A 24,137-nucleotide genomic window follows, 5' to 3' on the forward strand; every position below is an offset into this window, starting at 1 on the left:
GTCTGGGGCTTCTAACCCCTCAAGTCATCACTGTCAAGCGAAAACTTGCAAGAAAATCATTTACTTAGCAAATAATTTTCTCAAAACAATAAAACCGGATTTCTCCAATCTCACCGCCGAATAACCAATCAATCTTTCAACCAATCAATCACTCTCAAGGACGAAGCTGTCTGCCGCTAGCAGCGCCGCCGCCCTCGTTGTTCGCCTTATAGGGCAACCAATCTAAAACTGTCAACGGTGTTTTTAAGTTATTTTGAATGTTTTATGACTTTTATTGAATTTTCTTATTTCGTCCTGTGCATAAACCCCTAATGGCTGACGAAACGCTCAATTGGCCTTCCCATAAAAGGTAGGGACTTCCTTATATATGAGGTCATAAAGCAGCCTCATTAAATTATTAGACAGCAAGCCATCATTTATATGATTGTTCACAAGCTCTTATTATTGACTTCACACACAGGGATTGGCAAAACTTGAATGACGACAATGGTAGGCTTTGCTTACTTTCTTCAGCGCTACCTGAAAACTGTTGTGGAACTCGCACCGCATTTCGATTCTATCGTGAAGCGGTTTTGATACTGTGAACACGTGTATCATATAGCCAACTATGGGATACCCTGTATTAATATGACGCTATCTCAACGCGATCAACACTACACCGGCGACGAGCCCCCGCTTACAGTGGGTGGAAAACGGCGTCCGCCTGATCGTCGCGATGTCTCTGCGCGTTGGCTTGTCGGAACATTCTTAACCGGTGTCACTTCCTGTACTCTCATTGGCGTTGCATTATTTGCAGCGCTTGATGGTCGCGAGCAATTGGCAACGCCTGCTGAATTATTGGCGCGTGAAGACATCCAGCCAATCGTTCAACAAGATGTCAGTAAAGGCAGCCGCATCGTCAGTGCTATTGCCAAACAAAAACCGCAAGACCGCCGCCGGATGGAAATTTCCACCATGCTGAAGGTCGGCGAGCGTGAAGTGATACGAACCCGCCCGTTTGAATATGTCAAAATGGCTTTAGCGGTTGATCACCCGACAAATCGTAAATATCCGGCTTTCAACGCATTGGAGGTTTTCTCGGAAGGCCCTTCGGCGCCACAACCTGCCAATACCGGCCAGATTTATGGCGCTAAAGTAGAAAGCGAAATCAGTCTTCGCGTTGTTGATTTTCCAATGGCGGCCACTAGCTTTGATACAAGCGCTGATTTGAGTGTGGAAGACGTTGAAAATATTGTCCGTGATACCGGCATTTTGCTGACTGACGGCGATGTTCAGGTTGCCTCACTCCATTACGTCGACCCATTGCGTTTTGGTGCCAGTGAATCGCTGTTTTCCTTAGCACCTTCTATCGGCGTACGCATTACGCAAGAAAATGTAAGCGTTGCCGCACGCAATGAAGGTTCGGAATTTGCCGGTGACGGTTTTTCGGAAGAGCTCATTCCGTTCAGAAATGCTGCCAATATCAGCGATGCATTATCAAGTGCAGGTTATAGCGATGACAGTGCGCTGCAAATGGCGGAAGCATTGGCTAAATTGATGAATTCGCCGCGCCTGAAAGAAGGCAGCGTTTTGCGTGTCGGGGTTGAAAGCCGTAATGGTGAGGACCGGATCGTCCGCGCCAGTATCTATAGCAACACCACACATCTTGTGACCGTAACGCTCAATGACAAAGCACAATATGTGCCGTCCGATGAACCCGAATCTACACCATTATTGGCATCCGCTTTTGATGGTGAAGTGATGGCGCCACGTTTGCGTGGTGATTTGCCAAGTGTTTATGACGGCATCAGCCGTGCCGCTCTCGCCTATGGCATGACCGATACGATGCGGACACAACTAATTAAAATGCTGGCATCCGATGTCGACTTGCAGGGAAAACTCAATCCGTCGGATCAATTGGAAGCGTTTTTCTCGCTGCCGGATGATTCTGACAGTGCCGATGACGATTCGCAGCTTCTTTATGTGTCAGCCAATTTTGGTGGTACAACCCGCAAATTTTATCGCTATCAGGCTCCTAACGGCGCGGTCGATTACTTTAACGAAAACGGCAAAAGCGCAAAACAATTTTTACTGCGTAATCCAGTGCCTAATGGTGTCTTCCGCTCGCCATTCGGCATGCGCCGCCATCCGATCCTCGGCTATAGCCGTATGCATACCGGTGTCGACTGGGCAGCGCCACGCGGAACACCGATCATTGCTTCCGGTAATGGTGTTGTCGAAAAAGCCGGTTGGTCCAACGGCTATGGAAACCAGACGCTTATCCGCCATGCCAACGGCTATGTCAGTAGTTATTCGCACCAAAATGCAATTGCCAATGGGGTAACGCCGGGTGCAAAAGTGCGTCAGGGACAAGTAATCGGCTATGTCGGCTCCACCGGTCTTTCGACCGGCCCGCATCTGCACTATGAGCTGATCGTCAACGGCACGAAAGTTGATCCACTGCGTATCCGCCTGCCCGATAATAAAGCTTTGAGCGGCAAAGAATTGGAAGCCTTTACACGTGAGCGTGACCGCATTGATAAATTGCTCAATGATCAGGGAGACGGCACCAAGCTTGCCGCGAACAGCTCAACCAATGGCTAAGCTTTTATGTTCTCTTACGGAGCAATAAACCATAAAACCGCTGAAATCACTTTCTGCGGTTTTGTTGTTTTACTCGGTAAATTCGACCGTCACACCCGGCCCGACCAGTTTGGCCAGCTCTTGCGCATCCCAATTGGTCAAACGCACACAACCATGACTGGATGTCTTGCCGATTTTCGACGGTTCGGGCGTGCCATGAATACCATAGGTCGGTTTTGACAATGCAATCCAGACAGTTCCAACCGGCCCGTTCGGCCCAGGCGGAATTGTCAGTACTCTATCATTGTTGCCCTGTTTGAAATTGATTTTCGGATTGTAGGTATAATTGGGATTAATAGCGATACGCTCAACCTGCACGATACCTGAAGGTGACGGATTATCCGATGAGCCAATTGTTGAAGGATAAGCCACAATCAGCTTGCCGTTTTCATCATAACCGCGCACTTGTTTGCGCGCTTTATCTGCAATGATGCGCGCCACTTTCGGTTTTTTTACCCGCTTGATATTCGGTACTTTGATGATTGTTCCCGGTTGGCCAAAATTCACACCCGGATTGAGTTCTTTCAAATAGGCCTCATCAATATGGAAACGTTCCCCCAACATTTCAGCATGCGACGTATAGGCCATGCTCGAAAGTTTGGCTTTTTCCGCATAATCGGACGGAATCGATGCGACCAGATTTTGTGCGGCATCCTGATCGGTAATCATATATTCTTTGAATGCAGCGCCGCCCGTTGCTTCCAATTCGGAATTAATTGCCGCTTCATCCTGCGGATTGATAAAACGACCCGTCAATTCGCTATAAGCCGCGGCAGCCTTATCGACATTGCTGCCGGCGCGGCCATCAATCACCCCCGGTGATGCACCCGCACGATCAAGCAATACTTGATAAGCAGCAATTTTTGCTTTCGCGCCCTGCCCTTTCGGCATTTCAACCGCAGGCGTCATATCATTGATGTCAGGATAATTACGTGATTGTCCCAGTTCTCTCTGACGGTTTTCCTGTTCGTAATCAGGAATACTGGCCTGATCATATTCATCACTGCCAATCGGCGGCAATTCATTGCGCTCGATCTGTCCGTCACGATTATAATCATAATCGGGTGCGGAAGGGGCAGCCGGATAATAATTGGGATCTTCCGGCACATTACCGAAACCATCATAAGGTGCACCGCCATCCACCGGACCATTCAATGTCCAGTTTCCACCACCGCGATAACCGCGGCGCCCTCTTGTTTGTTCCTGTTCATAAGCCGGCTCAACCGAAATGATGCGTCCACGCCGATCCATGGTGACACGTTGCCCCTTCGGGTCGATATAAACTCTGATCTGGCCATCACTGAAAACCTGCTCACCCGGATCATAAAGCTGTGCCGAAGCAGGTGCACTCCACCACACCGGTGATGTGAGTGTTGCCAACAATGCCAAACGAGACAATGACCGGTAATATGCCATGGAAAAACCCTGCAGAGAAAATGTCTTCACCCCAGATGCCGCATTTATAGTTAACAAACATCTAACTTTTGGAGTTCTTACAAAAGGAAGGTGACGCCAAAGTGGCCAAATTGAAGAGGGATAGAATAAATAAAGCCGGCCAAAACTTTTGACCGGCTTCAATTGTTTCATTTTACCTTTGAAGGCAGACCAAAGAAAATCAGCTTTCTTCAGTGATCATTCCGGCTTTCGATTTGAAATTCAGCCTGTCGGAACCGGCAGAAATTTCCACAATCGAACCGTCAAGGACATCACCGAGCAGGATTTTCTCTGCCAGCGGATCCTGCACTTCTTTCTGGATCACACGTTTCAACGGACGTGCACCATAAGCCGGATCATAGCCCTTGTTGGACAACCAATCGCGGGCATCATCGTCCAGTTCCAAATGAACTTTACGGTCAGCCAGCAATTTTTGCAGACGTTCAAACTGAATATCGACAATCGCCCCCATATCGGAACGGCGCAGACGATGGAACAGAATGATCTCGTCCACACGGTTGAGGAACTCTGGACGGAACGAAGCACGTACCACCGCCATGACATCCTCACGGGCGCTGTCGACAGAATCATCTTCGCCTAAGTTCACCAGATATTCCGCACCAAGATTGGACGTCATGATGATCAGCGTATTACTGAAATCAACAGTGCGTCCCTGACCATCGGTCAGGCGGCCGTCATCAAGCACCTGCAACAGCACGTTGAAAACATCCGGATGCGCCTTTTCAATCTCGTCAAACAAAATGACCTGATAAGGGCGACGACGGACTGTTTCGGTCAATACGCCACCTTCCTCATAGCCTACATAGCCCGGAGGGGCACCAATCAGACGGGCAACGGAATGTTTCTCCATGAATTCCGACATATCGATACGCACCATCGCACTGTCATCGGCAAAGAGGAACGAAGCCAATGCCTTTGTCAGCTCGGTTTTACCAACACCGGTCGGGCCTAAGAAAATGAACGAACCAATCGGACGGTTAGGATCCTGCAATCCGGCACGCGCACGGCGCACCGCCTTGGAAACAGCTTGCACGGCTTCAGCCTGACCAACAACCCGTTTGCCGATTTCGTCTTCCATACGCAGAAGTTTTTCGCGCTCGCCCTCCAGCATACGGTCGACAGGTATACCCGTCCAGCGGGAAATAATCTGTGCCACATGATCAGGCGTTACGGTTTCTTCTACCAGGGAACCGCGATTTTCCTGACTTTCGGCATCCACCAGTTCTTTTTCAAGCTGCGGAATTTTGCCGTAAGCCAATTCACCGGCTTTCTGGAATTCACCGTTACGCTGGGCGATTGCCAAAGCGTTACGCGCATCTTCCAGTTTCTTTTTCAGGTCTGCCGCATGGCCAAGCTTCTGCTTTTCCGCCTGCCATTTGGCCGTCAGTTCAGCAGATTCCTCTTCCAGATCGCTCAGTTCTTTTTCAAGACGTACGAGACGGTCTTTTGAAGCTGCGTCGGTTTCCTTCTTCAAAGCTTCGCGTTCAATTTTCAGCTGCATGGCGCGGCGGTCAATCTCGTCGAGCTCTTCCGGTTTCGAATCCACCTGCATTCTCAGGCGTGATGCAGCTTCATCCACAAGGTCAATTGCCTTATCCGGCAGGAAGCGGTCGGTGATGTAACGGTTCGACAATGTGGCAGCGGCAACAAGAGCCGAGTCAGAGACCCGCACTTTATGATGCTGCTCATATTTTTCCTTCAAACCGCGCAGAATTGAAATCGTATCTTCAACCGTTGGTTCATTGATGAATACCGGCTGGAAACGACGGGCAAGGGCTGCATCCTTTTCCACATATTTGCGATATTCATCCAAAGTTGTTGCACCAACGCAGCGCAATTCACCACGCGCAAGTGCGGGTTTGAGCAAGTTCGATGCATCCATCGCACCATCGCTTTTACCGGCACCCACAAGTGTGTGCATTTCATCGATGAACAAGATGATCTGACCGTCCGCGCTCTGCACTTCCGACAGAACCGCTTTGAGGCGTTCTTCAAATTCACCGCGATATTTAGCACCCGCAATCAATGCGCCCATATCCAGCGCCATCAATTGCTTGTCTTTAAGGGATTCCGGCACATCACCATCGACGATACGCAGAGCCAAACCCTCAGCAATCGCGGTTTTACCCACGCCCGGCTCACCAATCAGTACCGGATTGTTTTTGGTACGGCGTGACAAAACCTGAATGGCACGGCGGATTTCTTCATCACGACCGATAACCGGATCAAGCTTGCCGTCACGTGCGTCTTCCGTCAAATCACGCGCATATTTTTTCAAAGCATCATAATTGCCTTCGGCAGAAGCAGAATCAGCCGTACGACCTTTACGCATATCGTTGATCACCTTATTCAGTGCATTGGCCGTCACACCGGCTTTGCTTAAAATTTCAGAACTTTTGGCAGATTTTTCAATCGCAAGTGCCGTTAGAAGACGCTCAACAGTGACGAAACTATCACCGGCTTTAGTGGCCAGTTCTTCAGCTGTTGAGAAAACCTTTGCGAGTGGCTGTGACAGATAAAGCTGATCGTTGCCGCCGGTTACTTTGGGAACAGCATTCAATGCTGCATCCAGACCGATACGCAATTGCGCAAGATTACCACCTGCACGTTCAATCAGTGATGCTGCCAAGCCTTCATTATCATCCACCAGAACCTTCAGCATATGCTCGGGCATAAATTGCTGATTATTGGCGTTTAAAGCATAGGTTTGTGCAGACTGAATAAAACCGCGAACGCGTTCAGTGTATTTTTCTATATTCATAATTGTCTCCTTCATCCATCCCGGCCTGTAACAGCGCCGAGCGGTCTTTGGTGACGAGCCCCCAGATGAGGCGGGCTCCATCTGGTTATGATATGGGATGAGTTTATGCGTTCGGCAAGAAGACTGCAAATATTCTGTAATAAAAAAGACGCGAAAGTTGAACTCTCGCGCCTTTCATTGATTATAAAGCTAAATTTAAGCTTCTGAAGCTTCTTTTACCGGTTCTGCATCATCTTCTTTGACACGGCGCGGGCGACCGGGACGACGACGAACCGGTTGTTCACCATCAACCTCGGCGGCAGCTTCAGCAGGTTTGGCACGTGGCGTACGTGGCTTGGCAGGAGCAGCCTTTTTAACCGGCTTTTCTTCTGCTTCAACAACAGCTGCAACCGATGCCACAACAGGTTCTGCTTTCACAGCAACCGGCTGTTCCTGTGCAATCTCGACGACCTTCACAACCGGCTGTTCATTTACTTCCGGCTGCCCGGAATTTTCAGTAAAATGCGTGATCGGCTGAGGTGCATCAGGGGCAACAGGTGCACCATGCTGTTCAAAACGAGACGGACGGCGCGGACGCTGAATGCGGCGCTGATCACGATCTCTGCCATTATTATTGTCACGATTTTGATGATCGCGGCTCTGATTATCTCGGTTGTGATCACGGCTCTGGGCCCGTTGTTCATGAGAAGGCGTAGGGGCACTATTGTCTTCGTCATAAACGACTTCAGCTGGAGTGCCTTCGATGAAAGGCTGAGGACCGCTGCCGCTTACATCCTGCGACGGAGCATTGTTGTGGCCGTTATGAGATGATGCAGCGGCAAAGCCCTGCTCTTCATCATCGGCACCTTCGTCATCAAAACTTTCATCCCGCTGGAAATGTTGCGGGTTCTGTGCCTGCGCTTGCAAAATAATGCGATTATAATGTTCCGCATGCTGCAGGTAGTTTTCAGCCATCACGCGATCACCGGAAACTTGTGCATCTCTTGCCAGAGTCGCATATTTCTCTGCTATATGCTGTGCATTGCCGCGGATTTTCACATCCGGGCCGTTGCTTTCATAGTTACGCGTCAGAGGATTGGGACCCTTGCGGTTATTGTTATTCCCCCGTCCACGCATGCGCCTGTTCTGCTGTGCTGGCCTCATACTCATATCTCTTTTCAGATTAAGGGTACATAAGACCTGCGCGATCATAAAGATCAACGGGTCTCGTATTTTGAGCTACAGAAGGGAATGCACCCTAATATCCCATCTGTATAATGCTCTGAATGTGGTACTTACCGTTAAAACTTAACCGGCCTGATTTTCAGACCCCGTTTTTCAGACCTTAGGCGGCCTTGCACTTTGTGGTGCAGTCAAAAACCAAAATTTCGGACGGTGATCGGAACCTAAACAGATTTGCCGGAAATTCCAAGCGTTTTTATTGATTGCCTCTCGATTATCTGCATTATTTTGCAATTTTTATGCTTTTTCAAAAAGCAGCGCTCTCTCATGTCCGCCGAGATCTTTGTTTGAGCACGCAAGCTTAAAATCATAATGATTAAAAATCAATTCCACGTCAGATAGCTGACCTGCACCAATTTCAATGGCGATCACTCCATCTTCATATAAGTGATTTGCACCATGTTGTGCAAGAGCGCGATAAAAATCAAGTCCGTCTGCACCGCCATCCAGCGCCGCTACCGGATCATATTCTTTAACTTCGCGTGAAAGTGCGGCAATTTCATGATGCGGAATATAAGGCGGATTGGAGGTAATCATATCATAGCGCCCGCTCACATTGGCAAACCAATCACTATGAATTGCTGCAAAACGTGAAGAAACACCGGCATTTTCAGCATTGATACGCGCCGTGCTCAAAGCATCGTGCGCAATATCCACCGCCACACAACGCGCCTTTGCGCATTGATGCAACAACGTAATAGCGATGATGCCGGTTCCGGTGCCCATATCCAGCACATCCACCACTTGTTTATCGTCCGCTTTCTTCTGCAAAACCGGCAAGACCAGTTCGATCAAAGCTTCGGTATCAGGGCGCGGCTCCAACGTTTCTTTGGAAAGCTGAAACTCAAGCCCCCAAAATGCGCGACTTCCGATGATACGATACACTGGCTCACCGTTCAAACGTCGCTCCAAAGCAGACTGCCAAAGTGCAATTTTTTCCTCATCAATCACCTGCTCCGGACGGCTGATCATATCCATACGTGAGGTCACTGTCGCCCATTCCGTTAAAAGACGGGCATCGAAGGCCGGATTTTCAAGCCCTGCCGCTTGAAAGGTATCACGCATCTGCGCAAACATTTGCCCCAATTGCATCACGTCGGCCTTGCTCATTCACCAAGCTCGGTCAGCAATGCGGTCTGATGATCAGAAATCAGTGCATCCACCAATTCGTCCAGCTCGCCCTCCATCACACGGTCAAGCTTATAAAGTGTAAGATTGATGCGGTGATCTGTTACACGTCCCTGCGGGAAATTATACGTACGGATGCGCTCTGAACGATCCCCCGACCCCACCTGACTGCGTCGTGCTTCGGAGCGCTCACTCTCTGCCTTCTGGCGTTCCATATCATAAAGGCGGGCGCGCAAAATCTGCATCGCACGGGCGCGGTTTTGGTGTTGCGATTTTTCCGCCTGCACCACCATCAAACCGGTTGGAATATGGGTGATACGAACAGCCGAATCAGTCGTGTTAACGTGCTGTCCCCCCGCGCCAGAGGCGCGCATTGTATCAATACGAATATCTTCATTGCGGATTTCAATATCAATATCGGCAGCTTCCGGCAGCACAGCAACTGTTGCAGCAGAAGTATGAATACGTCCGCCTGCCTCGGTTTCCGGCACGCGCTGTACGCGATGGGCACCCGATTCAAATTTCAGTTTCGAGAACACGCCCTTACCGGAAACGGTCGCGATAATTTCTTTATAACCACCAGCATCGCCTTCGCTGGAACTAACAAGCTCCACACGCCAGCCTTTTTCCGAAGCATAGCGCTCATACATACGAAACAAATCACCGGCGAAAAGCGCTGCTTCCAAACCGCCGGTACCAGCACGAATTTCCAAAATCGCGTTTTTCTCATCGGCTGCATCTTTGGGCAAAAGCAGGATCTGCACTTCCTGCTCCAAAACCTCGACGCGCTCCTGAAGAGCCGGCAATTCTTCTGCCGCCAGCGCACGCATATCTGCGTCGGTACCAGCATCATCCTTCATCAGGCTCAGCTCTTGCGCTTCTTCACGCGCTGATGACAATTCACGGATTTTACCGACCACCTCTTCCAGTTCCGAATATTCGGATGCCAGCTTCACATAGGTTTCCGAATCCGGATTGGAAGCCATCTGGCTTTCAATCAACGAAAAGCGTTTCAGAAGCTGGTCCATACGGTCCTGCGGCAATGCGATCATAAGGTAAGTCCGATACAAAGATATTGAAAATTAGCGGTTTAAAAACCACCCATTTAGCCTTCCGGCAAAATAAACGAAAACGAGCGCAAAGCGTGAGGCTTCGCGTCAATAATCTGAAGTCTAGCTACAACGGAATATCGTTATCGCGCGCAAAATCCAGCAAAAGTTCACGTAAAGAATGCGCGTCATTATGCTTGTCCAACTCGCCCTGCAACAGCTTGTTGAGCTTGCTTGCATCCAAGGCACCTAACATGGCTTTCACCGGCCCGATGGTTGCAGCCGACATGGAAATCGAGCGGAAACCTAGCCCGATCAATGTCATCGCCATCAACGGACGTCCGGCCATTTCACCGCATAAAGTCACCGGGGTGTTATGGCGCAGGCTCGATTCCACAATATGGCGCAACACCCGCAAAAATGCTGGTGACAACTGGTCAAAGCGGTCTGCAATCAGCGAATTACCACGATCAACCGCCATTAAAAACTGGAACAAATCATTGGAACCGACAGAGACGAAATCAACCGCATCCATCAATTCGCCCATTTGCCAAAGGAGTGATGGCACTTCGATCATCGCGCCGAGCTTCACTTTTGCAGGCAGTTGATAATCAAACTTCGCCAGATGGCGCACTTCGCGGTCGATAATTTCGCGCGCGGCTTTCACTTCCGCCACTTCCGTCACCATCGGCAGCATCATGCGCAATTCGCGCCCGCCCGAAGCTTTCAAAAGAGCGCGCAACTGGGTGCGGAAAAGACCCGGTCGATCAAGCGTCAGGCGAATGGCCCGCCAGCCCATCGCCGGATTTTCTTCCTGCCCGGTCGAGCGGAAATAAGGCAACACCTTATCACCGCCAATATCAAGCGTTCGGAATGTCACCGGCTTTTCACCAGCGGCATCCAGCACCGAGCGATAAAGCTTTTCCTGCTGCTCGGCCTTCGGGAAAGTCGAGGCAATCATGAATTGCAATTCAGTGCGGAAAAGCCCGATCCCGACAGCACCGGACGCTTCCAATTGTGGCAGATCAACCAGCAAGCCGCCATTCATATAAAGCGCAATTTCTTCGCCATCCAAAGTGACGGCCGGCTTGTCGCGCAATTCCTGATAAAGCTTTTGGCGCCGTGCGCGGAACCTGACTTTTTCAGCATAGGCCGCTTCGACATCCGATTGCGGACGCAAATGTACAATACCGGCATCACCATCAACAATGATTGCATCATTGTTTTCAGCCATCGAAACAACGCCTTTGGCTTGCCCGACAACCGGAATCCCCATCGCACGTGCCACAATCACCACATGGCTGGTGGCTGCACCATCTTCCAGCACCACGCCGCGTAAGCGCTCGCGCGGATAGTCAAGAAGTTCAGCAGCACCCATCGAGCGTGCCACAATAATGGCATCCTTAACCATGCTTTCGGCAACGGTCTTGGCATCATGCCCCATCAGCTGGCGCAGCAAACGATTGGCCAGATCATCAAAATCCGACAAACGCTCGCGGATATAAGGATCGGTCAGATGCACCATGCGCGCGCGTGTATCGCTTTGCACTTTTTCAACGGCGGCTTCCGCAGTCAGACCATTATGGATCGCCTCTTCAAGACGGCGCTCCCAGCCACGATCATTGGCAAACATCCGATAGGCTTCCAGCACCTCACGATGCTCGCCCTCGGTTGCCACTTCACGGCGCGACAACATATCATCGATAGAAAGACGCAGCGATCCGATTGCATTTTCCAGACGCTTGATTTCAGCGTCGGTATCTTCATTGAAAAGATTGGTCACCACAATGCGCGGCTCATGCAGAACCACATGGCCAAGGCCGATGCCGTCATTAAAGCCGCCAGCGGTAAAGCTCATGGAGCGGCCAAGATCAAGCTCGATACCCGGACGCGCCAAACGCGTACCGTCACCGGTAGCAATGATTTCCGCCAGCACCATAGCCGTGGTTTCGAGTGCTTCCACCTCGTCTTCACGATAGGCACGCTTGGTACGGTTTTGTACGACAAGTACGCCAAGCGTGCGGCCGGCACGCAACACAGGCACACCCAAAAATGAATTATAAGCTTCTTCCCCGGTTTCCGGCAAATAGGCGAAGGCAGGATGATTCTGGGCATCGGTCAAATTAAGCGCACGTGCTGTGGCAGCAATGGTGCCAACCAGCCCCTGCCCAAGACGCAATTGTGCCAGATGCACGGCTTGCGGATTAAGACCAACGGTTGCGTAAAGCTCCAGCACACTATCGGCGCGCAGAACATAAAAGGAGCAAACTTCCGCGACCATATTTTTCGCGATTTCGTTCACAATGCGATCAAGACGCACCTGTGGCTCCAACGCCTCCGCCATTAATTCGCGAAGTCGCTTGAGCAATACACGGGGACCGGTCGTCAGCTCACGCATAGGCGATCGAATGCTCCTTATAATGGTTCATGTAAGCAGATACCTCTTTGAAGGCGGCCAAATCACAAACCAGACAAGATAATGTCGACGTATTACATCGCAAGTAACACGTCGACAATCCTTTTGGGCATTTTTAAGCCGCGCGTCTAGAGTCTAAAACGCGGCTCGGAGTAACAAAAGCGTTTTTTCTTATTTATCCAGACCGTAAACACCATGCAGAGTGCGCACAGCCAGTTCTGCATAAGGTCCGTCGATCAAAATAGAAATTTTGATTTCCGATGTGGTGATAGCGCGGATATTGATGCCTTTTTCAGCCAATGCACGGAATGCGGTGGCTGCAACACCTGCATGGCTGCGCATACCGATACCGATGACAGAAATTTTCGCCAGACCTGATTCTGACTGAACAGTATCACAGCCCACTTCACCCTTGACCTTCTCAAGCGCTTTAACCGCTTTTTCCAGATCACCGGAGGGAACGGTGAATGTCATATCTGTTTTGGTGCCGTCTTCAGATACATTCTGGACGATCATATCGACATTGATACGCTCTTCCGCCAGAGGACCGAAAATAGCTGCCGACACACCCGGCCGGTCAGCAACACGGCGCAGTGAAATCTGAGCTTCATCCTTGGCAAAAGCGATACCGGTCACAACCTGCTGTTCCACGATTTCTTCCTCGTCGCAAATAAGTGTTCCGGGAGGGTTGATAGGATCATCCATGCCCGGCGCATTAGGATCCGTAAAACTTGAACGTACAAAGGTTCGAACCTTATGTACCATAGCCAGTTCGACTGAGCGAACCTGCAAAACCTTGGCACCAAGAGAAGCCATTTCCAGCATTTCTTCAAAAGAAATCTTTGCCAGACGCTTCGCTTTTGGCTCGACGCGCGGATCGGTCGTATATACGCCGTCCACATCGGTATAAATATCGCAGCGGTCTGCCTTCACAGCGGCAGCAATCGCTACCGCAGATGTATCCGAACCACCGCGGCCCAGCGTTGCAATGCGGTTATCAGGGCCAATGCCCTGAAAGCCTGCAATCACTGCAACCTGTCCTTCACCGAAGCGTTCGATCAGGAATGAACCGTCAATATCAACGATACGTGCCGCACCATGGGAATTATCGGTGCGGATCGGGATCTGCCAGCCCTGCCATGAACGGGCATGGACACCCATTCCTTGCAGACAAATAGCCAGCAAACCTGCGGTTACCTGCTCACCGGAGGCAACCACCGCATCATATTCACGGGCATCATGCATTGCGGAAGCTTCACGCGTCCAAGAGACAAGCTCATTGGTTTTGCCGGCCATAGCCGAAACAACAACAGCAACTTCGTTGCCCGCGTCTACTTCACGTTTAACATGTCGTGCCACATTACGGATGCGGTCGATGTCGGCTACTGAAGTGCCGCCGAATTTCATCACGATGCGCGCCATGGTATGGATACGTCCCGAATTCTGAAAATTTCACCTGAGCCTGCTGAAACATTATTTTGTTGCTCAACAGACAATCCGCGGGTGACATACCTAAATTGTGAGCAATCCGCAAGGTTCTCAAGTGATTTCTTGCTTGACTTTCTTTTTCTCCCGTTCAAGTCCATGATGGAAAGCCATGGAGACGATTATGAGCGAAACATCACGCACCACAATTGACGCTGCTGAAATTGAGCACTTCTCGCGAATCGCAGCACAATGGTGGGATCCGCAGGGCAAATTCCGCCCGCTGCATAAATTCAATCCGACACGGCTTGCCTATATTAAAGAAATGGCCTGCGCGCATTTCAACCGCGATCCGATGCTTGCACGCCCGCTGGAAGGTTTGCGCATTCTTGATATTGGTTGCGGCGGCGGCTTGCTTTGCGAGCCGATGGCGAAACTTGGTGCCACCATTATTGGTGCCGATGCCTCAGAAACCAATATTGAAGTGGCCAAAATTCACGCCCAACAAAGCGGCGTTGAGGTGGATTACCGCGCAACCACTGCCGAAGCGCTGGCGGAAGCCGGTGAAAAATTCGACATAGTGCTCAATATGGAAGTGGTTGAGCATGTTTCAGACGTTGATCTCTTCATGTCTGCTACCAGCGAAATGGTCAAACCCGGTGGATTGATGTTTGTTGCCACCATCAATCGCACCTTAAAAGCGCTTGGACTTGCCATTTGGGGCGCGGAATATATCCTGCGCTGGCTGCCACGCGGCACACACCAATATGAAAAACTGGTGCGCCCGAGCGAGCTGGAAGCGGCACTCAATAAAGCCGGTCTGCAAGTGGCTGACAAACTCGGGGTTACTTACAATCCGCTGACCGACAGCTGGAACCGCTCCCGCGATCTGGATGTCAATTATATGTTTCTGGCCAAGCGCCCGGAAGCATGAAAAGAAACTTGAGACTTACTTCGCACTTTGTGCCTTGGTGGTAAAGAAAACCCCCAAGGCAATCACCAGCGCACCGAACCATGTCAGCATCTGATAATGTTCGCCCATAAAGAGCGTACCTGAAATCAGCCCGATAGCAGCCGCTACATAGCCCATCTGACTCAAATAAACCGGCCCGCCGACAATTTGCAGCTGGAAATAGAGCGTAAACATCAATGCCGAGACGACCGCCTGAATGAACACCATCCAAGGGGCTGCCATTAATTGGCTGATAGGAAAATCACCATCCACAAACAGCATACTTATAATCAGCAGCAAAGCTGCGGCCAGATGCGAACCACAGGCCAGTTCAACTGGATCGGCATTTTTCGGCCAGTCAATGGTGCGGTAAACATTGCCGACAGCCAGCACCACCGGAATGAGCAGCGCCACAATAAGCCATAAAGGCTCGGCCACCGAGCCGGTTTCACCGCGGGTAATGGCCACCAAAAGTGCACCTAAGAAACCAACCGCAATGCCTATAACGCCTAAAGAATTCGGCCGCTTCAAACCGCATACAACTGAAAGCAGCAATGTGGTGACCGGTGATAGCGTATACATGATGCCGGTAAAACCAGCGCCCAAATGTGGGATCACTGATAAGACCATGACATTGGGCAAAGCATAAGAAACGGCAGCAGCAATAAAATAATAGCGCAAATGATGCGTTGAAAAATTTAAAAAACGCGCCCTCGCCAATAAGAATCCCAGCAAAATCAGCCCTGCCCCAGCCGAAATGACAAACGCCCACATGAAAGGTGAAATATGCAGAGAGGCTGCTATTTTACCAAAAGGCAAAGTCAACCCCAGCATGGCACCTGTAGAGACCAGCAAGAACAAGGCTGACTGCATTAACTGATTCATTGAGATCAACCTTATCTGGGCCTCATAGCACATGTATTTTTATCGTGCCCTTAACAGAAATCTTTACAGCACTAAAATCTTCTGAGAAGCCCGTTGATCACTTTATTTTGACAAAACAACTCCAAGAATAATTTTCTTACAAGGTCACTCACTTTCCCGCACATAACGAAACCTATATTTTGAAATAAAATTACGTTTAAGCCATTTCAATGGCGTTTTTTCAGCTTAAAAAAACCTTCAAAAACACGAATATTTCTGATTGACGCATTTTGTATCCAGGATGTAGTATCCAAAAACCAAGATTTTGACATTAATCTCAGGAGGGGGAGCTATTGTCAGCTTTTGAATGGCGTGGCCAAACCCGCTTGCTCGACGAAGTCGCAGAAACACTGCGCGAGCGAATTTATACGGGCGACTACGCCCCCGGCACCATTTTGCGGCAAGAACATATCGTGACAGAGTTCGGCATCAGCCGCACACCTTTGCGTGAAGCGTTGCGCGTACTTGAGCGTGACGGTCTTGTGGTGCATCAGGCAGGCAAAGGTGCGCGTGTCGCCAGTGCCGATCTGCCACGCTTGCTTGACGCCTATGCATTGCGGGAAGTGATTGATGGCGTTGCTGCCCGCTTTGCCGCCGAACGCGCCACCGACAAAACCATTGATGCGTTGAAAAAGCTGATCGAAGAACAAGCGGCTATGGTCGATCCGTGGGATCCTAAAGCCTATACCCAGTCTAATGTCGATTTTCACATGGCGATTATGGATGCGAGCGGCAACTCTTCGCTCCATGCCTTCATTCCGCTTTTACGTTTAACTTCGCAGGTTTTCGCCCCAGCTTTTTCCCTATCGGTTGAGCGCGCACGGCATGCGGTTTCCGAACATCGTCTGATCGTCGATGCGATTGCTGCGCGCGATGGTGATGCCGCCGAAAATCTCGCCCGCTCACATATCCGTGCCACATCTGCAAGACTAAAGGCTGAACGGCCTGATCTGGAGTTCAAGAATGTCTAACAAAAACAGTCTTCCCCGCTATGGAAACTTCATTGATAATAAATGGCAGGATGCCGTTTCCGGTGAAGTTCTGACGCTGAAAAACCCATCCGACGGCAGTGATTTGGCTCTGATCGCCCGCGGCACACAGACCGACATTGATTTGGCTGTCGCAAGTGCGCGTAAAGCGCTAAGCGGTGAATGGGGCAAGATGACTGCAACCGAACGCGGTCGTATTCTGCACCGCATGTCGGAAGCTGTACTCAAAAAAATCGATCTTTTAGCTGAACTCGAAGCCAAAGATGTTGGCAAGCCAATCACGCAGGCACGCGCTGATGTGGTAGCTCTGGCGCGTTATCTGGAATTTTACGGTGCATCTGCCGATAAAGTTCATGGCGACACGCTGCCATATCAAAACGGTTTCACTGTGCTTTCCGTTTATGAGCCGCTTGGTGTTACCGGTCACATCATTCCATGGAATTACCCGATGCAGATCATCGGCCGTTCACTGGGTGCAGCACTCGCCATGGGCAATGCCGCCGTGGTTAAACCTGCTGAAGAAGCCTGCCTCACCATTTTGGAATTTGCCCGCATTGCTCAAGAGGTAGGTCTACCATCCGGTGCGCTCAATGTCGTTACCGGCCTTGGCGTAGAAGCAGGTGCCGCCCTTTCCGGTCATGCTGGCATCAATCATATTTCCTTCACCGGCTCGCTTCGCACCGGTGAAGCCGTGCAGGCAGCTGCCGCCAAACATGCCGTGCCTGTTACGCTGGAACTTGGCGGCAAATCCCCGCAGGTGGTGTTTGCTGATGCAGATTTGGAGCGCGCATTGCCGTTTCTCGTCAGTGCAGGCATTCAAAATGCCGGACAGACCTGCTCGGCCTCTTCACGCATTCTGGTACAGCGTGACGTTTACGAAACCGTTGTCGCGCAAATGGCTGAACGCTACCGCGCGCTTAAAGTCGGTGCGGCACTCAGCGACCCGTCTGTCGGCCCTGTTGTTTCAGACCGTCAGAAAGCAATCGTCGACGGCTTTATTGAACTGGCACATAAAGACGGCCTCACTATTGCTGCTCAAGGCGAAATGATTGCAGGTACACCGGAAAACGGTGCCTATGTTTTGCCAACCTTGGTACGCGATGTGCCTGCCGACCATCCGTTGGCACAGCAAGAAATCTTTGGCCCCGTACAGGTTATCATGCCGTTTGACACCGAAGAAGAAGCAATCGTGCTTGCCAATGGTACCGACTTCGGCCTTGTTTGCGGCATCTGGACCAATGACGGCGCACGCCAACTACGCATGGCACATGCTGTGCAGTCCGGTCAGGTTTTCATCAATAATTATGGCGCTGGTGGCGGTGTGGAATTGCCTTTCGGTGGCGTGAAGCGTTCCGGTCATGGCCGCGAAAAAGGTTTCGAAGCCCTTTATGGTTTCGCGAGCCTGAAAACCATTTCGCTCTACCACGGCTAATCATTATATACAGAGTTTGAGGAGAAGAGATTATGTCTCTTAAAGGTAAAATCGCCCTGATCACCGGTGCAGGCTCAGGTTTTGGTGAAGGTATGGCCAAGCGCTTTGCTGAAGGCGGTGCCCAAGTTGCTGTTGTTGACCGTGACGAAGCAGGTGCCAAACGTGTAGCCCAGGAAATCGGCTCCAACGTCATTGCAATTGCTGCCGACATTTCCAAAGAAGCCGATGTCAACGCAGCCATTGCTGCAACAATCGAAAAATTCGGCCGTATCGATATTCTCGTCAACAATGCCGGTATTGGCCATAAACCGCAAAATGCCGAATTGGTGGAACCAGACGAATTTGACCGTATCATCGGTGTGAATATTCGCGGTATCTATCTGGCTGCACGCGCCATTATCCCGCATTTCAAAGAAAATGGTGAAGGCGTTATTCTCAATATCGCCTCGACAGGTGCCAACCGTCCGCGTCCAAATCTTGCATGGTACAATGCCACCAAAGGCTGGGTTGTAAGCGTTACCAAAGCATTGGCGATTGAACTGGCGGCATTCAACATTCGTGTTAATGCGCTTAATCCGGTTGCTGGCGAAACACCGCTTCTGACCACCTTTATGGGTGAAGACTCGGAAGAAATTCGTGCTAAATTCCGTGCATCCATTCCGCTTGGCCGTCTGCTCAAGCCGGAAGATCTGGCCGAAGCTGCGGCATATCTGTGCTCACCACAGGCTAGCATGGTTACCGGTGTTGCGTTAGATGTGGACGGTGGACGTTCGATTTAATTTTGTGGCCTAAAACAACGATTATAAGGGAGGGCATAATGAACAAAAAACTATTTGCCGGTCTGGTCTCCGCGGCCATGCTGGCATCCATCAACGGCGCTTTCGCCAAAGATCATCTGGTGGTGGGTGAGGTGCTTGAGCCTCCGGGTCTCGATCCAACAGCCAATGCTGCATCCGCCATCCGCCGCGTGACTTATGCCAACCTTTATGAAGGTCTGGTGCGTATTGCCGAAGACGGCTCCATTCAGCCAGCCTTGGCTGAAAGCTGGACCATTTCGCCGGACAACCTCACCTACACGTTCAAACTGCGTGAAGGCGTGAAGTTCCACGACGGCGAGGCTTTTGACTGCTCCATCGTCAAGTTCTCTTATGAACGTGCGGTGGCGGACGATTCAACCAATGCCCAAAAAGGCTTGTTTGAACCAATCGCATCAACCGAATGCCCTGATCCTGCTACTGCTGTGGTAACACTTAAACGTCCGGCCTCGAACTTCTTGTTCGGTATGGGTTGGGGTGATGCTGTGATGATCGGCAAGCAGTCGGCTGAAAACAACAAAACCAATCCGGTCGGCACCGGTCCTTTCAAATTCAAGCGCTGGGTACAAGGTGACCGCGTCGAGTTTGAAAAGAACGCTGATTACTGGGGCACACCTGCCAAGCTTGAAGGCGTCACCTTCCGCTTCATCAGTGATCCGTCAGCGGCTGCCGCAGCAGTCATGGCTGGCGACATTGATCTCTTTGCAGAGTTTCAGGCGCCGGAATTGCTCAACCGCTTCAAGAGCGATGAAAATCTGCATGTCGAAGTGGGCAGCACCGCTGGTAAAGTTGTAATGTCACTCAATAATGAGCGCGCACCATTTGACAATGTCAAATTCCGTCAGGCTCTGGCACATGCGATTGACCGCGATGCTTTCATTGATGCTGTTTCATCCGGCTATGGTACTGCCATCGGTTCCCATTCCACACCTGCAGAACCAGGTTACATCGATCTGACCGGGGTTTACCCATATGATGTTGCGAAGGCAAAAGAACTCTTAAAAGAAGCAGGCGTTGCGGAAGGCACAAGCTTTACCATCACTCTGCCGCCTCCGGCCTATTCCCGCCGGGGTGGGGAAATCATTGCAGCCATGCTTGCCGAGATCGGCCTGCAGGTTAATTTGGTTCCGATGGAATTTGCCCAGTGGCTCGATCAGGTTTTCAAACGTGCAGATTATGAAGCGACCATTATCGGTCACACCGAAGCACGCGACCTCGATATTTACGCCCGCGATAAATACTACTTCAACTATAAAAATCCGGAATATAGCGCTCTTTATAAGACCTATACGGAAACCACAGATGAAGCAAAACAACTGGAATTGCTAGGCCAGTTGCAGCGGAAACTCGCGGAAGACGAGCCAAATATTTTCCTCTATGCACTGCCAAAAATCGGTGTCTGGAACAAGAAAGTACAAGGCGTTTGGAAAAATCTGCCATTGCCGGCAAATGATCTGACCGCCGCTTACTGGGCTGATTAGAGCATTTCCAGCAAAAGTGTGAAACGGTTTTGCGTCGGATAATGCGATAAAACGAAAAGTTATAGAATAATAAAATTATCCCTCCCGTCATTGCAAATGGCAAAGGCGGGAGGGTTTAAAAAACGGGAGACAAAATTTGCTGAGTTATATTTCTGGACGTTTTGTCTCATTAATACTCACGACCCTTGCTGCCTCAGTGATCGTTTTTTTGCTGATGCAGGTTTTGCCGGGCGATCCGGCAGCAGTTATGCTTGGCATTAATGCGCAGCCTGAAACACTGGCAGCGCTGCAAAAGCAGCTCGGCCTCGATGCGCCTTTATGGTCGCGTTATCTGTCGTGGATTTCCGGTTTTGTCGTCGGTGATTTCGGTGTCAGCTATACTTATTCTGTGCCAATCAGCGAATTGCTGGGGCCACGTATTCTTGTCACATTGCCGCTCGCAGTTCTGGCAATGGGCATTTCCGTGATTATCGCCATTCCGCTCGGCGTTATCGCCGCCTCCAAGCGCGGCAAGGCTTTTGATGTCGCTGGTATGGGTGTGGCTCAAGTGGGTGTTGCTATTCCTAATTTCTGGCTCGGGCTGCTGTTGATTTTGCTTTTTGCTTTGCAGCTTGGCTGGTTTCCGGCTTCCGGCTTTGGTGGCTGGGAAGATGGCTTGTGGAAGGGGTTACGCTCGCTGATTTTGCCAGCTGTTGCGCTGGCTCTGCCGCTTGCCGCCATTTTGGCACGCGTCACCCGCTCGGCCGTCATTGAAACTTTAGGCGAAGACTTCATCCGCACGGCACGCGCGAAAGGCTTACCGCGCAGTGCCGCCCTTTGGAAACACGCCGTTCCCAATGCGCTAATCCCGGTTGTTACCATCATCGGCTTGCAGTTTTCATTTCTTCTGGCAGGTACCATCATTATCGAGAATGTTTTCAATCTGCCGGGCGTTGGCCGGTTGATTTTCCAATCCATCGCGCAGCGCGATCTCATCACCGTGCAATCCTTGGTCACGCTTTTGGCGGCCAGCGTGATTACCGTCAATTTTCTGGTTGATCTGGCTTACGGCTTCCTTGATCCGCGCCTTTCAACGGGAGGTCACTGATGAGCGACGTGACCGTAACCCAATCCAAAATCGGCAAAGTGCTTTCCGGCATTGGCTTGAGCCGCAGCCTGATGATCGGCTGTATCGTCACCGGCCTGCTCATTGCGATGGCACTGATTTCTTATATCTGGACGCCGTTTTCCCCCACCGGCCTCAACATTAAAGACAAATTGCAAGGGCCAAGCAGTGTCCATTGGTTCGGCACCGATGCCTTTGGCCGCGATGTCTTTTCGATGATTATCGTGGGAGCGCGCAATTCTATCGCTGTTTCCATCATTGCTGTTGCCGTTGGTGCCGGCATCGGTATTCCGCTTGGCTCTTATGCAGCCGCACGCGGCGGCTTTATCGACGGCATCATCATGCGCTCGACCGATCTGGCCTTTGCGTTTCCATCCCTGTTAACCGCCGTTATCATCACCGCCATTTTTGGCCCCGGTGCAGTGAATGCGATGATCGCCATCGGTATTTTCAACATTCCGGTTTTTGCCCGTGTTACACGCGGTGCTTCGTTGGGCTTGTGGAAGCGTGAATATGTGATGGCGGCGCGCTGTGCAGGGCGCGGCGACATTGCCATAACGCTTGATCACGTTTTACCCAATATCGGCCATGTGTTGATTGTGCAGGCAACCATTCAGTTTGCGCTCGCCATTGTTGCCGAAGCCGGTCTTTCTTATGTCGGCCTTGGCACCCAGCCGCCCATGCCAAGCTGGGGAAAAATGCTCAATGATGCCCAGACTTATATTTACGATGCGCCGTGGCTTGCGATTTTCCCCGGCCTTGCCATTACATTTGCGGTTCTTGGCCTCAATATGCTTGGCGACGGCTTGCGCGATACGCTTGACCCACGCGTCAGGAGGCAAAGATGAGCCTGCTCGAAATTAACCAGATGAATGTGAGCCTGCCTATCGGTTCACGTCAGGTCAATATTCTCACCGACATCACCATGACACTTAATCGCGGCGACCGTTTAGGCATTGTCGGCGAAAGTGGTTCCGGCAAATCCATTACTGCTTTGGCGGTGATGGGCTTGGTGCCCGACCGGATGCAGGTCAATGGCACTTTGCGTTTTGATGGTAAAGACCTCACCACCATGTCGGAGAGTGAGCGCTGCACTATGCGCGGTCATCGTGCTGCGATGATTTTCCAAGAGCCGATGACCGCCCTTAATCCAGTCAAAACCATTGGTTCGCAAATCACCGAAGGCCGCCGTCTGCATTTGGGCGAAAACCGTGCCGACGCCGAAGCCAAAGCCCGCCAATTGCTTGACCGTGTCGGTCTGCCGGGCCCACGCTTCAGTCTTGATCTTTATCCGCATCAGCTTTCAGGTGGTCAGCGCCAGCGCGTGATGATTGCAATGGCGATTGCCTGTGAACCTGATTTGCTGATTGCCGATGAGCCGACCACCGCGTTGGATGTGACCGTTCAGGCACAAATTCTTGATCTGCTTGATGATCTCGTCGATGAAACCGGCACCGCTTTGATGCTGATTACCCATGATCTGGGCGTTGTGTCGGAAATGACCGACAAACTTGCCGTGATGTATGCCGGACGCATTGTTGAAACAGGTGCGACACAAGACGTATTCCGCCGTATGGCGCATCCTTATGCACGCGGTCTTTTTGCAGCCTCGCCGCACGGGGCTGCCTTGGCTGCACCAGATGGCACACGCAGTCGTCAGCGCTTGGCCGCTATTCCTGGTGTGGTGCCTGATCCGTTACATCGCAAACAAAACTGCACATTTTCTGACCGCTGCTCATTCGTTGAAGCCAAATGCCGTGAACTTGTGCCGCCTTTACTACCATTCGGCGACAATAATGAAGCCGCCCATAAAGTCGCTTGTTTTTTCCCGCGTGAAGATGAGGTCGTGGCATGAGTAAACCACTACTTCAGGTTAAAGATGTTGTGCGCGAATATCCGATGCCGCGCCATTCGATCTTTTCTGCACCTAAACATTTACGCGTTTTACATGGGGTTAGCATTGAGCTGAACCCGCGTGAAAGCTTAGGGATTGTCGGTGAAAGCGGATCAGGTAAATCCACCCTTGCCCGTGCCGTGATGGGATTGGAGCCACCGCAATCCGGCCAAGTCCTCATTCAGGATCAGGATATTTATGCGCTTGATCGCGCAGCCATGCGCGAAGCCCGCAAACAGTTTCAGGCAATTTTCCAAGACCCATATGGTTCGCTTGATCCGCGCCACACCGTACAGCGTATCATCAGCGAGCCGATCAATTCGCTGGAAGGCAATATCTCTGCGGCTAAGCGCAAAGCGCGTGTGCAAGAGGTTTTGGAAGCAGTCGGCCTGCCCCCTGCATCAGCGGACAAATATCCGCATGAATTTTCCGGCGGTCAGCGCCAGCGTATTGCCATTGCGCGTGCAT

18 protein-coding genes are annotated in these 24,137 nt (G+C 51.0%); 10 read left to right on the forward strand and 8 right to left on the reverse strand.

Annotated elements, in window-relative coordinates:
* The first annotated feature begins 627 nt into the window (after nucleotides 1-627).
* Entirely contained in the window at nucleotides 628-2,583 is a 1,956-nt protein-coding gene (locus tag ACI0FR_RS15535; RefSeq protein ID WP_404906958.1) for a M23 family metallopeptidase, read from the forward strand.
* 69 nt (nucleotides 2,584-2,652) lie between these two features.
* Here ACI0FR_RS15535 and ACI0FR_RS15540 read toward each other — a convergent pair whose 3' ends face one another.
* The 7 genes from ACI0FR_RS15540 to ACI0FR_RS15570 all read right to left on the reverse strand — a co-directional run bounded on the left by ACI0FR_RS15540 (nucleotide 2,653) and on the right by ACI0FR_RS15570 (nucleotide 14,074).
* The gene (locus tag ACI0FR_RS15540) at nucleotides 2,653-4,038 is read right to left on the reverse strand and encodes a L,D-transpeptidase (protein ID WP_404906956.1); all 1,386 of its coding nucleotides are present in this window, start codon (nucleotides 4,036-4,038) and stop codon (nucleotides 2,653-2,655) included.
* A gap of 199 nt (nucleotides 4,039-4,237) precedes the next feature.
* A complete protein-coding gene (clpB, locus tag ACI0FR_RS15545) occupies nucleotides 4,238-6,838 on the reverse strand; it encodes an ATP-dependent chaperone ClpB (protein WP_374834201.1) in 2,601 nt (866 codons plus the stop codon).
* A 195-nt stretch (nucleotides 6,839-7,033) separates the two neighbouring features.
* A complete protein-coding gene (locus ACI0FR_RS15550) occupies nucleotides 7,034-7,981 on the reverse strand; it encodes a DUF4167 domain-containing protein (RefSeq protein ID WP_404906962.1) in 948 nt (315 codons plus the stop codon).
* A gap of 315 nt (nucleotides 7,982-8,296) precedes the next feature.
* Nucleotides 8,297-9,169, reverse strand: a complete 873-nt coding sequence (prmC, locus tag ACI0FR_RS15555) for a peptide chain release factor N(5)-glutamine methyltransferase (RefSeq protein ID WP_374834205.1) — start codon at nucleotides 9,167-9,169, stop codon at nucleotides 8,297-8,299.
* Entirely contained in the window at nucleotides 9,166-10,239 is a 1,074-nt protein-coding gene (gene prfA, locus ACI0FR_RS15560; RefSeq protein ID WP_404906953.1) for a peptide chain release factor 1, read from the reverse strand. Before prfA ends, prmC begins: the two co-directional genes overlap by 4 nt.
* Before the next feature lie 124 nt (nucleotides 10,240-10,363).
* Complete coding sequence (ptsP, locus tag ACI0FR_RS15565; protein WP_374834209.1) at nucleotides 10,364-12,634, reverse strand: phosphoenolpyruvate--protein phosphotransferase; 2,271 nt, start codon at nucleotides 12,632-12,634, stop codon at nucleotides 10,364-10,366.
* A 189-nt stretch (nucleotides 12,635-12,823) separates the two neighbouring features.
* Nucleotides 12,824-14,074 carry an aspartate kinase gene (locus tag ACI0FR_RS15570; RefSeq protein WP_404906951.1) on the reverse strand — a complete coding sequence of 417 codons (1,251 nt, stop codon included), beginning with the start codon at nucleotides 14,072-14,074 and terminating at the stop codon, nucleotides 12,824-12,826.
* Nucleotides 14,075-14,261: 187 nt separating this feature from the next.
* On the opposite strand from ACI0FR_RS15570, the gene ubiG reads away from it, so the two are divergent.
* Nucleotides 14,262-15,011, forward strand: coding sequence for a bifunctional 2-polyprenyl-6-hydroxyphenol methylase/3-demethylubiquinol 3-O-methyltransferase UbiG (gene ubiG / locus ACI0FR_RS15575; protein WP_404906949.1), 750 nt, complete (start codon nucleotides 14,262-14,264; stop codon nucleotides 15,009-15,011).
* Nucleotides 15,012-15,026: 15 nt separating this feature from the next.
* On the opposite strand, the gene ACI0FR_RS15580 is transcribed toward ubiG, so the two are convergent.
* Nucleotides 15,027-15,914, reverse strand: coding sequence for a DMT family transporter (locus ACI0FR_RS15580; RefSeq protein ID WP_374834215.1), 888 nt, complete (start codon nucleotides 15,912-15,914; stop codon nucleotides 15,027-15,029).
* 332 nt (nucleotides 15,915-16,246) lie between these two features.
* On the opposite strand from ACI0FR_RS15580, the gene ACI0FR_RS15585 reads away from it, so the two are divergent.
* The 8 genes from ACI0FR_RS15585 to ACI0FR_RS15620 all read left to right on the forward strand — a co-directional run.
* A complete protein-coding gene (locus ACI0FR_RS15585) occupies nucleotides 16,247-16,924 on the forward strand; it encodes a GntR family transcriptional regulator (RefSeq protein WP_404909746.1) in 678 nt (225 codons plus the stop codon).
* Nucleotides 16,917-18,374 carry an aldehyde dehydrogenase family protein gene (locus tag ACI0FR_RS15590; RefSeq protein ID WP_404906946.1) on the forward strand — a complete coding sequence of 486 codons (1,458 nt, stop codon included), beginning with the start codon at nucleotides 16,917-16,919 and terminating at the stop codon, nucleotides 18,372-18,374. The genes ACI0FR_RS15585 and ACI0FR_RS15590 overlap by 8 nt, the downstream gene beginning before the upstream one ends.
* Nucleotides 18,375-18,406: 32 nt before the next feature.
* On the forward strand, nucleotides 18,407-19,153 hold the full coding sequence (locus ACI0FR_RS15595) for a glucose 1-dehydrogenase (RefSeq protein WP_374834221.1): 747 nt from the start codon (nucleotides 18,407-18,409) through the stop codon (nucleotides 19,151-19,153).
* Nucleotides 19,154-19,191: 38 nt separating this feature from the next.
* Entirely contained in the window at nucleotides 19,192-20,670 is a 1,479-nt protein-coding gene (locus ACI0FR_RS15600) for an ABC transporter substrate-binding protein (RefSeq protein WP_404906944.1), read from the forward strand.
* Between the two features lie 136 nt (nucleotides 20,671-20,806).
* Complete coding sequence (locus ACI0FR_RS15605) at nucleotides 20,807-21,757, forward strand: ABC transporter permease (protein WP_404906942.1); 951 nt, start codon at nucleotides 20,807-20,809, stop codon at nucleotides 21,755-21,757.
* Nucleotides 21,757-22,623, forward strand: a complete 867-nt coding sequence (locus tag ACI0FR_RS15610) for an ABC transporter permease (protein ID WP_404906940.1) — start codon at nucleotides 21,757-21,759, stop codon at nucleotides 22,621-22,623. The genes ACI0FR_RS15605 and ACI0FR_RS15610 overlap by 1 nt, the downstream gene beginning before the upstream one ends.
* A complete protein-coding gene (locus ACI0FR_RS15615) occupies nucleotides 22,620-23,630 on the forward strand; it encodes an ABC transporter ATP-binding protein (RefSeq protein WP_404906938.1) in 1,011 nt (336 codons plus the stop codon). Before ACI0FR_RS15610 ends, ACI0FR_RS15615 begins: the two co-directional genes overlap by 4 nt.
* The coding region (locus ACI0FR_RS15620; protein ID WP_461667975.1) for an ATP-binding cassette domain-containing protein at nucleotides 23,627-24,137 on the forward strand (511 nt) is incomplete at its 3' end. The genes ACI0FR_RS15615 and ACI0FR_RS15620, both read left to right, overlap by 4 nt.

It is taken from the genome of Paenochrobactrum sp. BZR 201-1, from assembly GCF_044987585.2.
GTDB lineage: Bacteria > Pseudomonadota > Alphaproteobacteria > Rhizobiales > Rhizobiaceae > Paenochrobactrum > Paenochrobactrum pullorum.